This window comes from Sphingomonas sp. GW821-FHT09B04 (genome assembly GCF_059418285.1).
On record NZ_JBWKPO010000001.1, the window covers coordinates 587,990 to 601,418 of the forward strand.

Consider the following 13,429-nt stretch of genomic DNA (forward strand, 5'->3'; position numbering starts at 1 on the left):
GCAATGGGGCGATCAGTCGCCCAGCACGCGCGCGAAGGCGCGAGCAGCTGCCGCGTCGGAGACGGTGATGCGGAACATCTCGCCCGGCGAAAGCTGGAGCGTGATCGCGGTACCGTCCACGGCCTCGCCCAGCATCGCGATTCGCGCGCCCGTGAACCGGTCCGCCCGGTGGCGCGCACCCATCGGCTGAAGCAGGACGAGGTCACCTGGCCCGCCCGTTGCTGCTGCCAGCTCGCCATTCGCCGAAACCACGCCGGCCTTGCCCTCGAATCCGCTGCTCAGCGCCTCGGCCAGCCGGATCGCGTCCGCGCCGGTCTCAAGCCGCTGCGTCCCGCCGAGCCTGAGCAGCCACGCGACTCCCGCCAGCGCGAGCACCGCCGCAAGTGACGCGGCGGTGAGCCACCCGTTCATGCCTTGCCGGAAAGCTGGTCGAGCATCGGGCGGATACCGTCGATATTATAGCCTGCGCCAGCTGCGGCCTCGACCAGCGTTGCGGGATCCTCGCCGCGGCTCGCTTCGGCCAGCGCCCACAAGTTGGTCGAACGCGTGCCCGAACGGCAAAAGGCGAGCACGGGGCCTTCGGAATCGGCCAGCGCGGTACGCATCGCCTCGACCTGCGGAGCAGAAAATCCGGCATGAGTGATCGGGATGGCGTGATAGGCAAGGCCCAGCGTCTCGGCGACGGTCCGGATCGCGTCGCCCTCGGGCTGGCCCGCCTCTTCCTCATCGGGACGATTGTTGACGATGGTGGTGAAGCCCGCGCGCGCGGCCTCGACGACATCGGCGGGATCGATCTGCGGGGCGACCGAGATCTGGTCGTTGATGCGGCGGATACTGGCCATGACAATCTCCTCAGAACCTGTCGCGTATCACTTGAAGGAAGGCGTCACCATAGGCATCGAGTTTGCGCTCGCCGATGCCTGAGAATGTGGCGAGGGTTGCGCGATCCCGCGGTCGGCGCACCGCCATCTCGCGCAGCACCGAATCGTGGAAGATCACATAGGGCGGCACGCTTGCAGCTTCGGCGAGCTCGCGGCGCCTGGCACGCAATGCCTCGAACAAGGGCGCATCCTCGGACGCCAGCGAAGCGGCGGCTTCACCGCGGCGCTTGCGGCCGCGTTCGGGCTCGGCGGCGAGCACGACCTCGACCTTCGTTTCGCCGCGCAGGATGGCGCGGGCGTCGCCCGCCAGCGCGAGCCCGCCATGTTCGTTGGTGACCAGCACCCCGCGTGCCTGCAGCGCGCGCGCGACCGGCTTGACCAGTGCCATGTCCTCGGCGTCGGCAATGCCGAACACGGTGAGCCGGTCATGCCCCCATTTCTCGATCCGCTCGTCGGTCGCGCCGCTCAACACCTTCTCCAGATGCCCGACGCCGAAGCGCTGGCCGGTGCGATAGACTGCGCTGAGCAGTTTGCGCGCAGTCTCGGTCGCGTCGCGCACGCCCGGCGCATTGAGGCAATTGTCGCAATTGCCGCAGCGCTCGTCCGGACTCTCGCCGAAATAGCGCAGCAGGATCGCCCGGCGGCATCCGGCGGTCTCGACCAGCCCTGCCAGCGCATCGAGCCGCGCGCGCTCCGCCCCCTGCCGGTTGTCGGGCAGCTCCTTCAACCATTCGCGTGCCCGGGTGAAATCGCCCGGCGCCCAGAACAAATGCGCGATCGCCGGATCGCCGTCGCGACCGGCTCGGCCGCTCTCCTGATAATAGCCTTCGATCGACTTGGGCAGGCCGGCATGCGCGACGAAGCGGACATCGGGTTTGTCGATCCCCATGCCGAACGCGATGGTCGCAACCATCACCATGTCCTCGGAGCGGACGAACTCGGCTTGTGCGCGGCGGCGCTGATCGGGCGGCATCCCGGCGTGATAGAAGCGCGTCGGCCGGCCGGTATTGGCGAGCGCTGCGGCAAGCTTTTCGGTCCGGTCGCGCGAGGTGGCGTAGACGATTCCCGCACCGGGGGTGCGCTTGACCAGCGACGCGATTGCCGAACCCTTCGACGCGGTGCTGGTGATCGCGTAGCGGATATTGGGCCGGTCGAACCCCGCGATGATCAGTCCATCAGACGGAATTCCGAGCTGCTCGAGGATATCGGCCCGCGTATGCGCGTCGGCGGTGGCGGTGAGCGCAAGCCGCGGCAAGTCCGGGAACGCGTCGAGCAGCGGGCGGAGCAGGCGATAATCGGGTCTGAAGTCATGGCCCCACTCGCTGACGCAATGCGCTTCGTCGATCGCGAACATCGACAGCTTCGCGCTGCGCAGGAGGTTGCGGAACCCCTCGCCCGATGCGCGCTCGGGCGCGACATAGAGCAGATCGAGATCGCCCGCCCGGAAGCGGCTGATCGTCTCGTCGCGATTGTCGTCGGCGCTGGTCAGCGTTGCCGCGCGGATGCCCACCGCCTCGGCTGCGCGCAGCTGGTCGTGCATCAGCGCGATCAGCGGCGACACGACGAGGCAGGTGCCGTCCAGCATCACAGCAGGCAACTGATAGGTGAGCGACTTGCCCGCGCCGGTCGGCATCACCGCGAGCGTGCGCTTTCCGTCAAGCACGCGGTCGACGACGTCATGCTGGACGCCGCGGAAATCAGGAAAGCCGAAGGTGGACCGAAGGACGTCGCGGGGATTCATCGCAGGGCGTATAACGGGTGCTTCCCGGAAATGCGCGCAATCGTGTAGGTTTTCGGCGCAAGATCACGAGGAGGTTCGCGTGGATACCGAGAGCGTCACAGACAATCATGACCGCAACCGCTATGAGCTGTCGGTCGACGGGCACACCGCCTTCGCCGCCTATAAGCTGGACGGTGACGTCATCACCTTCACCCACACGGTCGTACCACCCGCGCTCGAAGGGCGCGGGATCGCCAGCCGGCTGATCCTGTTCGCGCTCACCGATGTGCGCAACCGCGGCATCAAGCTGATCGCGCAATGCCCGTTCGTCGCTGCCTATATCCGCAAGCATCCCGAATGGGCGGATCTGCTGGCGAAGCCGCTGGACTAGATCGCGACGGGCGCTCCGTCGGACAGCGTGTGCGTGCAGAGCTGCGCCGCCGCGCTGTCATTGGTGTCGAGCGCGGCAACGCTGACCCAACCCTCGGAACGCAGCTTCGCGGCCGTCGCCGGATCGGTGCCGACGGGCAGGAACAGCCGCCGCCGCGTGCCGTTCGTGAGTCCCGCGTCGAGGATCGGATCGACGAACAGCGACACGCCGACCGCAGGTTCGTCGCCCAGTGCGCCGATCACCGAATAGCTTCCGCCACGCCCGATCTCGCCGCGCACCCCGCGCGCGAAAAGCGAGAAGCCGATCCAGCTCTGATACTCGAAGCCATGGCGTTCGGTCGGATCGAGCGTGAGCGCGACCTTGCCGGCGACTGCGTCGGCCACCGCGGCAAGGCCGTCGAGCCGCGAGGTGAGCACGCCGTCCTTGTCGTGTGCCCGCAACCGTGCGACCGCGGCGTCGAATGGCCCGGCTGCCTCGATCAGCGGCAGGAAAGCCGGGTCGATCGCCGCGACGCCTGCGGCGTCCTTGGCGTCGAGCCGGTCGCGCAGTGCCGCGAGCTGCTCGGGCGCCATGTCCGGTGCGAGCTGCTCGACCAGATCGGGCAGGGTGAAGTCGAGCGCGAGGCCGGTGACGCCGGCGGCTTCGAGTGCCTCGACCGCGACGCTCACAATCTCACGCGCCGCCGCCACGCTGTCGCGACCGATCAACTCGCAGCCGATTTGGCGCATCGCACGTTCGGGGCGAAGTTCGCTCGCGCGCAGCTTGAGCACGGTGCCGGCGTAAGAAAGGCGGACGGGACGCGGATGGTGCGCCATGCGCGTCGCGGCGATGCGGCCGATTTGGGCGGTGATGTCGGGGCGGATCGCCAGCGTGCGGCGTGAGGCGGGATCGGTGAAGCGCACCGCATCCTTGGCGCTTGCGGCCTTGAGGCGCGCACCGAGCGATTCCTCGAACTCAGCGAGCGGTGGATCGACGCGCTCATAGCCATAGAGCCGCGCGACATCGAGCACGCGCCGCTCCATCGCCGCCGCCGTATCGGCGTGTGGGGGCAGGCGATCGTGAAAGCCCTCGGGCAGAAGGCCGGTGGTGGTGGTTCCGCTCATCGCCGGCTGCCTTACCCGTTCGGGCTGAGCCTGTCGAAGCCCTGTTCTTCTTTCAACGCATGAAGGCAGAACAGCGTTTCGACAGGCTCAACGCGAACGGTGTTGGATCAGAACTTCAGCGCCATCGCGGTCTTCACGCCCGGGAGCGCACGGACCTGAGCGATCAGCTCGGGGGTCACCGCGTCGTCGATCGACAGCAGCAGCACCGCCTCGCCGCCGGCATCGCGACGGCCGAGGTGGAAGGTGCCGATGTTGACGCCGGCATCGCCCAGCGTGGTGCCGATCCGGCCGATGAAGCCGGGGGCGTCCTCGTTGACGACATAGAGCATATGGCCGGCGAGATCGGCTTCGACCTTGATGCCGAACAGTTCGACCAGACGCGGGGTGCGGTTGCTGAACAGCGTGCCTGCGACCGAGCGCTCACCCGAATCGGTCTTGACCGAAACGCGGATCAGCGTGTGGTAATCGCCTTCCTTCTCGGTCTTGATCTCACGCACTTCGATCCCGCGCTCCTTGGCGAGGAACGGCGCGTTGACCATGTTCACCGTGTCCGAATGGACGCGCAGAAAGCCTGCCAGCACCGCGCTGACGATCGGCTTCTGGTTCACTTCGGCCGCGGCGCCCTCGCTATGGATCGACACGCGCGCCAGGTTGCCGTGCGCGAGCTGGCCGACGAGGCTGCCGAGCTTTTCGGCGAGCTCCATATAAGGCTTCACCCGCGGCGCTTCCTCGGCCGACAGGCTAGGCATGTTGAGTGCGTTGGTGACGCCGCCATTGACGAGATAATCGGCCATCTGTTCGGCGACCTGAATCGCGACATTGACCTGCGCCTCACTGGTCGACGCGCCAAGGTGCGGCGTCGCGACGAAGTTGGGCGTGTTGAACAGCGGGTGCTCCTGCGCCGGCTCGGTCACGAACACGTCGAGCGCAGCACCGCCGATATGGCCCGAATCGAGCAGCGCCTTAAGTGCCGCCTCGTCGACCAGCCCGCCGCGCGCGCAGTTGATGATGCGCACGCCCTTCTTGGTCTTGGCGAGATTTTCGGCCGAGAGGATGTTGCGCGTCTGGTCGGTCAGCGGGGTGTGGAGCGTGATGAAATCGGCACGTGCGAGCAGCTGCTCAAGCTCGACCTTCTCGACGCCCATCTCGACCGCGCGCTCGGGGCTGAGGAACGGGTCGTAGGCGACGACCTTCATGCGCAGACCATGCGCACGATCGGCGACGATCGATCCGATATTGCCCGCGCCGATCAGGCCGAGCGTCTTGCCGGTCAGCTCGACGCCCATGAAGCGGTTCTTCTCCCACTTGCCCTGCTGGGTCGACAGATCGGCCTCGGGCAGCTGGCGGGCGAGCGCGAACATCAGCGCGATCGCGTGCTCGGCGGTAGTGATCGAATTGCCGAACGGGGTGTTCATCACCACCACACCCTTGGCGCTGGCGGCGGGGATGTCGACATTGTCGACGCCGATCCCGGCGCGGCCGATGACCTTGAGGTTGGTCGCGGCGTCGAGGATTTCGCGGGTCGCCTTGGTCGCGCTGCGGATGGCAAGGCCGTCATACTGGCCGATGATCGCCTTGAGTTCTTCCGGCGTCTTGCCGGTGATCTCGTCCACTTCGACACCGCGCTCGCGGAAGATCTGCGCGGCCTTGGGGTCCATTTTATCGCTGATGAGTACCTTGGGCATGGGAATTTCCTTGCGTTCTGACCGACGTCCCGGCCTGAAGCCGGGGCGGAAAAGTAAAGCTGGGTCCCGGCTCAGGGCCGGGACGACGAACGGAGCTTAAGCGGCCTTGGCCGAGGCGTAGGCCCAGTCGAGCCAGGGGCCGAGCGCCTCGATATCGGCGGTGTCGACCGTAGCGCCGCACCAGATACGCAGCCCCGCAGGAGCGTCACGATAGCCGGCGACGTCGTATGCGGCGTCGGCTTTCTCGAGCAGTCCGGCAAAGGTCTTGATGAACGCTTCGTCGGCGCCCTCGACCGTCAGGCACACGCTCGTCTTCGAGCGCGTCGCTTCGTCGGGAGCGAGATGGCCGAGCCAGTCGCGCTCGGCGACGATCCGGTCGAGCGCGGCGGCGTTGGCGTCGCTGCGTGCGATCAGCCCTTCGAGGCCACCCACATCTTTCGCCCATTCGAGCGCGAAGATCGCATCCTCGACCGCGAGCATGCTCGGGGTGTTGATCGTCTCGCCCTTGAACACGCCCTCGGCGAGCTTGCCCTTGGCCATCAGGCGGAACACCTTCGGCAGCGGCCAGGCCGGCGTGTAGGTCTCGAGCCGTTCGACGGCGCGCGGGCCGAGGATCAGCACGCCATGGCCGCCTTCGCCGCCCAGCACCTTCTGCCACGAGAAGGTGGCGACATCGATCTTGTCCCACGGCAGATCGTAGGCGAACACCGCGCTGGTCGAATCGGCGAAGGTCAGGCCCTCGCGATCTGCAGGAATCCAGTCGCCATCGGGGACGCGCACGCCGCTGGTGGTGCCGTTCCAGGTGAACAGCACGTCGTCGGCGAAATTGACCTGGCTGAGGTCCGGAAGCTGGCCGTAGTCGGCGCGGATCACCGTGGGATCGAGCTTGAGCTGCTTGACGGCATCGGTGACCCAACCTTCACCGAAGCTCTCCCAGGCGAGCGTGGTCACGCCGCGCGCGCCGAGCATCGTCCACATCGCCATCTCGAACGCGCCGGTATCCGAACCGGGGACGATGCCGATGCGATGCGTGTCGGGCAGCTTCAGCATCGCGCGCATCAGGTCGATCGCGTACTGGAGACGCGTCTTGCCGAGCTTCGAGCGATGCGAGCGGCCAAGGACTTCGGTGTTGAGCTTTTCGGCGGACCAGCCCGGGGGCTTGGCGCAGGGGCCGGAAGAGAAATGGGGGCGAGCCGGCTTGATGGCGGGCTTGGCAGGCGCAACTGTGGCGTCGGTAACAATAGTCTCAGTCATTTAGTCTCTCCTTGCAGAGAGCACGCGCGGCGTTGGGACCGCGTGGCCCGCCGGCGGCCCTAAAGATGGCGACGGCGAAGTCAAGCGAAGAGCGGGGCAAAACCGGATCCGGACGCGAATCGGATCCCGCGCGGCCGCCGGTTAACCGATGTGCAAAACCCTGTTCTCTAGGTATCGCGGATGGAGCCGCTGTTCGCCGCGTTCGGATATGTCCTTGCGAGCTGCATCAATCAGCTCGGCGGCACCTTTTTGTTGCCCGGCTCGACCTATTCGCTTGGCGCGCTCGCAGCTTCGCTGGTCCTGTTCGTGGTGTTGGTGATCCCGATGCGGCGCAAAAGGCGAACGCAGCTGAGGGTGGTTGCGCGCGTGATGCTGCCGCGGCGCCTGTTCCGCAGCGCGTCGGGGCGTCTCGACCTCGCCTATTTCGTGCTGGGAATTCTCTTTTCCGGGCTTTTGATCGGGTGGGCGGTCTTCTCGGCCGATCAGGTTCGCGGCCTTGCAACGGGCGTGATCGGGGCGCCGGGCGTGCGAACGCTTCCGCTCTGGGCGAGTGCGGCGATCGCGACGCTGGTCCTCTTCATCGCCTATGAGTTCGCTTATTGGCTCGATCACTGGCTGATGCACCGCATTCCGCTGCTATGGCGCTTCCACAAGGTGCATCATCAGGCCGAAAGCCTGTCGCTGCTCACCAACGGGCGTGTCCATCCGGTCGAGACGATCCTCTTCTTCAACCTGCAGGCGCTGGTGCTCGGGCTGACCGGCGCGGCGCTGGAGCAAATGCTGGGTGCGGGCTTCAGCCCCTGGTCGCTGGGCGGGACCAATTTGCTGATCATGCTCGCGGCAGTCCTCGTCACCCATCTTCAGCATTCGCATTTATGGGTCCGGTTCGGCCCGCGATGGGGTCGCGTGCTGCTCGGTCCTGCGCACCACCAGATTCACCATTCGGCGGACCCGGGGCATTTCGACCGCAATCTCGGGTCGAGCCTTGCATTGTTCGACCGGTTGTTCGGTACCTTCCACATGCCCGAAGCGAAGCGCGAACCGCTTCGCTTCGGTGTCGATGACGGCGAGACCGATCCGCATGGCGTGCGCGCGGCACTGTTCGCGCCTTTTCTTCCCGAGCCGCGGCCGGGCGGGATTCTCCAGCCCGGCACTTGATGCTAGAACACCCCTATGCGGGTGGTGCGTGTTGCGGTTCCGGTTCTGTCGTTCCTGTTGCTCGCCGGCTGTCTGTTCGGCGGCGGGCGCGAGGAACCGTCACGCCGTCCGGCGGTGCGCCCCGATCCACGCGGGCCGGCGACCCTGAACCTGCCGACCAGCCGCGAGACGCAGCAATGCTTTGCTGACCTGTCGCGTGCGGATGTGCGGTTCAGCCCGCTGCCCGACCGCGACTATGGCGGCGGCTGTCAGGTGATCGGCGCGGTGCAGCTGATCGACATCGGATTGCCGGTGACCAACCTCAAAGGGATGCGCTGCCCGCTCGCGCGCAACTTCATCGCGTGGCTCCGTAATGCCGCGGCTCCCGCTGCGCGCGAAATCCTGGGTGGTGAGCTGGTACGGGTCGAGACGATGGGAAGCTATTCGTGCAGGGGGATCATCGGCGGCGGTCCGGTTTCGGCAGGGCGCGTTTCCGAACACGGCCTCGCCAATGCCGTCGATGTTTCGGCGTTCGTGCTGGCCGACGGGCGGCGGATCACCGTGAAGCAGGGCTGGCGCGGCGCGGAGGACGAGCGGGAGTTCCTGCAGGCGATCCATCGTTCGGCCTGCCGGCGGTTCGCGACGGTGCTGAGCCCCGACTATAACGCCGCGCATCACGACCACCTCCATCTCGACATGGGGCGGGGGCCTTTCTGCCGTTGAGGATTTGATTTAAGCGTCGCGGATGACAGACACCAAAGTCCCCTCGCGCGTTTTTCCGCGCGCACGCCAGGATGCCGAGACTGCCGCTACGGGCGTCTCGACCCCGCAGACCGAGCATCCCGCCTATCGCCTCGCCTTTCAGGACATGGATTTCCTGCTGCGCGAGGATCTGCGCTCGCTCCGCTTCCAGCTTGAGCTGCTCAAGCCGCAGCTGCTGCTCGATGAGGCGCGGATCGCCTCGACCTTCGTCATCTATGGTTCGGCGCGAATCCCCGAGCCGTCCAAGGCGCAGGCGCTGCTTGATCTCGCCACCGACGACCAGTCGCGCCGCATCGCCGAGCGGCTGATCGAAAAGTCCAAATATTACGACGTCGCGCGCGAGCTGGCCGGCCTCGCCAGCTGCTACCCGCTCGACACCGACGGCGAGCGTCACTTCGTGGTCTGCTCGGGCGGTGGTCCATCGATCATGGAAGCCGCGAATCGCGGTGCCACCGAAAAGGGCTGCGAATCGATCGGGCTCAACATCGTGCTGCCCCACGAACAGGCGCCGAACGAATATGTGACACCGTCGCTGTCGTTCCAGTTCCACTATTTCGCGCTCAGGAAGATGCATTTCCTGCTCCATGCGCGCGCGGTGGCGGTGTTCCCCGGCGGGTTCGGCACCTTCGACGAATCGTTCGAGCTGCTGACGCTGATCCAGACCGGCAAGATCGCCCCGATCCCGGTGCTGTTCTACGGCAAGGACTTCTGGAACCGCGTCGTCAATTTCGAGGCGCTGTGCGAGGAAGGCGTGATTTCCCCACGCGACCTCAACCTGTTCCACTTCTGCGAGACCGCCGAAGAGGGCTGGGAAATCGTCCAGAAATTCTACCAGGACAAGAACGGGGGCTAAGCGTCTCGGCGGGAATGCGCGAAGGCGCATTCCCGCGGCGCAAGCGCTCCACCCGGCTACCTGCAGGATGTCCTGACCGGGAGCCGGGCCGAAGCCGTTCTCGAAATAGCGCTTAGTGCGCCTTGGGCGCTTCCGCTGCCGGCTCGGCGGCGTTGCCGGCAGGCGCAGCCGCGTTGCCCGCGGGCGCAGCGGCATTGCCTTCGCCCTCAGCCGCGGCGGGAGCCGCTTCGGCCGCGGGAAGCGGCAGGTTCGAACCCTGCGCGTTCAGATACGCGATGACGTTGGCGCGCTCTTGCGGATCCGACAGGCCCGCAAAGGTCATCTTGGTGCCGGCCGCATACTTGCGCGGTGACGCCAGCCAATGATCCATCGCTTCGAAGGTCCAGTTGCCCGGAACGGCCTTCAGCGCGTCGGAATAGGCGAAGCCCGCGACATGGCCATGGGCCTTGCCCATCGCCGCCCACAGATTCGGGCCGACGCCGTTGGCGCCGCCGCTGGTGATGGTGTGGCACGCTGCGCACTTGGCGAACGACGCCTGGCCCTTAGCGGCATCGGCCTTGGCAAGACGGTTGGCGATCGGCTCGACGGCCTTCTCGCTTCCGCCCTCGGCGCCCTCGGCGCTCTCGACCGGATAGCCGGCCTTTTCGGGCTTCTCGCTCTGATAGATCATGCCGCTGGCGATCGACAGGCCCAGCGCCGAGGCACAGCCGAACAGGACCCAGCCTGCGATCGTGTTCATGCGATTGTCCATTGCGCGCCGTATGCCCCAGATTTGAAGTAAACTTTGGCGGTTCCTTTAGAGTGGGCTTTTGCGCATCGCAACCCGGGCTTGCTCCGCATTTCACAGGCCGCTAATCGCGCCCGCCAATGGAACATTTCGCTGCGCCCGCACGCCCGATCGTCGAACGCATGACGCAAGCCGCGCTTGCCGAGCCCAAACGCGCTGTCGCGTTTCAGGGCGCGCCGGGCGCCAACTCGCACATGGCGGCGCTTGAGGCCTTCCCCACCGGCCTGCCTTTGCCCTGCTTCAGCTTCGAGGACGCGATCGACGCGGTGCGCGAAGGTAACGTTGATTGCGCGATCATTCCGATCGAAAATTCGCTGCACGGTCGCGTCGCGGACATTCACTTCCTGCTTCCCGAATCCGGCCTCGTCATCATCGGTGAGCATTTTCTGCCGATCCGCTACGCGCTGATGGGGCCTGGCGAGCGTTCGGGCGTGCAGCAGGCGATGAGCCACCCGCAGGCGCTCGGCCAGTGCCGACTCTGGCTCAAGGCGCAGGGGATCGCGCCGCTTTCCTACCCCGATACCGCCGGTGCCGCGGCGGTCGTCGCGGAGGAGAATGATCCGGCAGTCGCCGCGCTGGCCCCGCCGGGTGCCGCGGCGCTCTATGGCCTGACGATCTTCGAGAACGACGTCGCCGACGCCGATCACAACATGACGCGCTTCGTCATCCTGGCGCGCTCGGCGCCACCGCTGCGCGAGCATGGCATGTTCATGACCACCTTCGTCTTCGAGGTGAAGAATGTCCCCGCCGCGCTCTACAAGGCGCTGGGCGGCTTCGCGACCAACGGGGTCAATATGACCAAGCTGGAAAGCTATCAGCGCGGCGGCAGCTTCGCGGCGACCGAATTCTATTGCGACATCGTCGGCCGTCCCGGCGATCCGGCGGTCGATCGCGCGCTCGACGAGCTTCGCTTCCACACCAAGTCGCTGCGCGTGCTCGGCACCTATCCGCAGGCGCGCGCGCGGCCCGAATAGTCTCTCGCCGACGCTTTCCCGGCCTGCTACGCGGTTGCAGGGCATAGGGGGGACGCATGCGCGACGAATTCGAGCTCGAGGATGAGGGCGAAGCGGGCGCGCATCGGAGCGCGCTGCTCGGCTGGCCGCTGCTGGTCGCGCTGCTGAGCTGTCTCGCGCTGATCCTTGCCGCAGCGTTCGCACCAACACTGCTGCCGCGCCTCGATTTCTGGACCATGGTGCTAGCTGGTGCGGGCATCGGACTTGCGCTTTGGCTGCTGGTGCTGCTGACCGGAAGCCGCACACGGCAATGGCTGGTGGTCGGCGGCGCATTGATTGCCCTCCCGCTGACCGGGGCATTGGCGGGGCTGGGTGCGGGCCGTATCCACGTCGCCCGTGCGTCGATCGACGCACGCACCTTTGCCGAAGTGGACATTGCCGCGGACGGCAAAGCGAGCGTGCCGGGTGCCGCGGCGGATCGCGGCATTGCATCCGCCGCGCTTCTCGCCGCGATCCGTGAAGCGGAGAAGGACGATCGCGCTTATGGCGAGGCGATGGGCAAGTTCAATCTGGGCGTGCTGAGCAGTCCCTATCTGCTCCAGCAGGCGCCGCAGATTCTTGCGGATTGCGCGGCGATCTCCGGACTCGAACAGGTCGCGCGGGATCAGGACAAGCGTGCGCGTGAGCGCATCACGCAGCTTGTCGCCGCCGTCGATCGCTCGGAGTTGCCTGCAGAAACCAAGCCGGGTGCGCGGCAAATCGCCGCCGCGGGGGACGCGGATGCGATGCTGGCGACGCGGATCGAAGTCATTCGCGCCAGCCGCGCGCAATGCGAGCTGCTCGCGCGCCGGACCTGGCACAATGCAGCGGGCTATTTCGGCTTCTCCGGGGACGGCGACCGGGCGCAGTTCGGAGCGACGACAAAGCGGCTGATGGCGGCGGCAGGCGAGATCGAGGCGCTTCAGCGCAAAGCCAAGGATCAGCGGATCGCAGGCCGCGAGCAGGTCCGCGAAGCGCTGATGCGCTAGCCAAGGGTTCGCGTCAGGAAGGCGCGGAGCAGCGGGACGATCCGTTCGAGGTGGGTCTCGAGCAGCCAGTGCCCGCCATCGTCGAACAGATGCAACCCGGCGTCGGGCAGATCGCGCAGCCAGGCGCGCGCCGCCGCTTCGGGCATGAAGCCGTCGCGCGGTCCCCACAGGATCAGCGCGCGCGGCTGGTGCTCGCGCAGATACGCCTGATAGCGCGGGAACCAGTCCCGATTCGCGCGCAGCCCGGCGATGACGTCACGATAGAGGCTGCGCCGCCGCGGATCGGTCATCGCCCAGTGCAGCGTCCACAGATCGGGCGGAATGCGTTCGGCAACCTCGCCCGCGGTGCCGCCGATGAATTCGTGGCGGTAACCGTCGAGGGTGATGGCATCGGCCAGCGCGGCCTTTCGCTCGGGCGTGGGATCGTCCCAATATTGTTTGAGCGGGTCATAGCTCGGACCCAGCGTGTCTTCGTAGATGTCGCCGTTCTGGACGATGATCGCGATGATCCGTTCCGGGCGCGCGATGGCGAAGCGCAGGCCGATCTGCGATCCGAAATCGTGCAGCCAGATCGAAACACGCTCGACGCCGAGTCGGTCGAGGAAGCCCGCGAGGAACGCGGCATAGCTGTCGAAATCATGCGCGAAATCGGCCGGCGTGGCGCTGTGCCCCCAACCCGGGAAATCCGGAGCGAGGGTTCGCCAGCTGTCGGCGAGCGCCGGCATCAGGTTGCGATAGACGAACGACGATGCGGGATAGCCGTGCGGGAGCAGCAGCACCGGCGCATCGGCGGGGCCGGCCTCACGGTAGAAGACGTCGACGCCGTCCACGTCGATCCGGCGATGATGAACCGGTGGCATGGCGGTTCGAACGCG

14 protein-coding genes are annotated in these 13,429 nt (G+C 66.6%); 6 read left to right on the top strand and 8 right to left on the bottom strand.

From position 1 onward, the window contains the following. Nucleotides 1–12: 12 nt before the first annotated feature. Genes AC07NK_RS02910 through recQ form a run of 3 tightly spaced genes read right to left on the bottom strand, consistent with a single transcriptional unit; the run spans nt 13 to nt 2,622 of the window. Nucleotides 13–411 (bottom strand): hypothetical protein, encoded by a 399-nt coding sequence (locus AC07NK_RS02910; RefSeq protein WP_495169061.1) that lies wholly within the window; start codon nt 409–411, stop codon nt 13–15. Beyond that, nucleotides 408–842, bottom strand: coding sequence for a protein tyrosine phosphatase family protein (locus AC07NK_RS02915; RefSeq protein ID WP_495169062.1), 435 nt, complete (start codon nt 840–842; stop codon nt 408–410). Before AC07NK_RS02915 ends, AC07NK_RS02910 begins: the two co-directional genes overlap by 4 nt. 10 nt (nt 843–852) lie before the next feature. Beyond that, entirely contained in the window at nt 853–2,622 is a 1,770-nt protein-coding gene (gene recQ / locus AC07NK_RS02920) for a DNA helicase RecQ (protein ID WP_495169063.1), read from the bottom strand. A 79-nt stretch (nt 2,623–2,701) separates the two neighbouring features. Between recQ and AC07NK_RS02925 the strand changes: the two genes are divergently transcribed. Then, nucleotides 2,702–2,992 carry a GNAT family N-acetyltransferase gene (locus tag AC07NK_RS02925; protein ID WP_495169064.1) on the top strand — a complete coding sequence of 97 codons (291 nt, stop codon included), beginning with the start codon at nt 2,702–2,704 and terminating at the stop codon, nt 2,990–2,992. Here AC07NK_RS02925 and AC07NK_RS02930 read toward each other — a convergent pair. The 3 genes from AC07NK_RS02930 to AC07NK_RS02940 all read right to left on the bottom strand — a co-directional run bounded on the left by AC07NK_RS02930 (nt 2,989) and on the right by AC07NK_RS02940 (nt 7,034). Further along, the gene (locus AC07NK_RS02930; protein WP_495169065.1) at nt 2,989–4,095 is read right to left on the bottom strand and encodes an ATP phosphoribosyltransferase regulatory subunit; all 1,107 of its coding nucleotides are present in this window, start codon (nt 4,093–4,095) and stop codon (nt 2,989–2,991) included. The genes AC07NK_RS02925 and AC07NK_RS02930 overlap by 4 nt on opposite strands. A 107-nt stretch (nt 4,096–4,202) precedes the next feature. After that, nucleotides 4,203–5,780 carry a phosphoglycerate dehydrogenase gene (gene serA / locus AC07NK_RS02935; protein ID WP_495169066.1) on the bottom strand — a complete coding sequence of 526 codons (1,578 nt, stop codon included), beginning with the start codon at nt 5,778–5,780 and terminating at the stop codon, nt 4,203–4,205. Between the two features lie 96 nt (nt 5,781–5,876). Continuing rightward, nucleotides 5,877–7,034 (bottom strand): phosphoserine transaminase, encoded by a 1,158-nt coding sequence (locus AC07NK_RS02940; protein WP_495169067.1) that lies wholly within the window; start codon nt 7,032–7,034, stop codon nt 5,877–5,879. Between the two features lie 180 nt (nt 7,035–7,214). Here AC07NK_RS02940 and AC07NK_RS02945 point away from each other — a divergent pair, with 180 nt between their 5' ends. From AC07NK_RS02945 to AC07NK_RS02955, 3 genes are read left to right on the top strand one after another with little or no spacing between them, the layout of a single operon-like run. Next, nucleotides 7,215–8,192 (top strand): sterol desaturase family protein, encoded by a 978-nt coding sequence (locus AC07NK_RS02945; RefSeq protein WP_495169068.1) that lies wholly within the window; start codon nt 7,215–7,217, stop codon nt 8,190–8,192. A 15-nt stretch (nt 8,193–8,207) separates the two neighbouring features. Then, nucleotides 8,208–8,894, top strand: coding sequence for an extensin-like domain-containing protein (locus tag AC07NK_RS02950; protein WP_495169069.1), 687 nt, complete (start codon nt 8,208–8,210; stop codon nt 8,892–8,894). 22 nt (nt 8,895–8,916) lie between these two features. Next, complete coding sequence (locus AC07NK_RS02955) at nt 8,917–9,786, top strand: LOG family protein (protein WP_495169070.1); 870 nt, start codon at nt 8,917–8,919, stop codon at nt 9,784–9,786. Between the two features lie 112 nt (nt 9,787–9,898). On the opposite strand, the gene AC07NK_RS02960 is transcribed toward AC07NK_RS02955, so the two are convergent. After that, nucleotides 9,899–10,537 carry a c-type cytochrome gene (locus AC07NK_RS02960; RefSeq protein ID WP_495169071.1) on the bottom strand — a complete coding sequence of 213 codons (639 nt, stop codon included), beginning with the start codon at nt 10,535–10,537 and terminating at the stop codon, nt 9,899–9,901. Nucleotides 10,538–10,653: 116 nt separating this feature from the next. On the opposite strand from AC07NK_RS02960, the gene AC07NK_RS02965 reads away from it, so the two are divergent. Beyond that, nucleotides 10,654–11,547 carry a prephenate dehydratase gene (locus tag AC07NK_RS02965; protein WP_495169072.1) on the top strand — a complete coding sequence of 298 codons (894 nt, stop codon included), beginning with the start codon at nt 10,654–10,656 and terminating at the stop codon, nt 11,545–11,547. Between the two features lie 56 nt (nt 11,548–11,603). Then, on the top strand, nt 11,604–12,554 hold the full coding sequence (locus AC07NK_RS02970; RefSeq protein WP_495169073.1) for a hypothetical protein: 951 nt from the start codon (nt 11,604–11,606) through the stop codon (nt 12,552–12,554). Here the strand turns inward: AC07NK_RS02970 and AC07NK_RS02975 are convergent. Continuing rightward, nucleotides 12,551–13,414 carry an alpha/beta fold hydrolase gene (locus AC07NK_RS02975; RefSeq protein ID WP_495169074.1) on the bottom strand — a complete coding sequence of 288 codons (864 nt, stop codon included), beginning with the start codon at nt 13,412–13,414 and terminating at the stop codon, nt 12,551–12,553. The genes AC07NK_RS02970 and AC07NK_RS02975 overlap by 4 nt on opposite strands. Between the last annotated feature and the right edge of the window lie 15 nt (nt 13,415–13,429).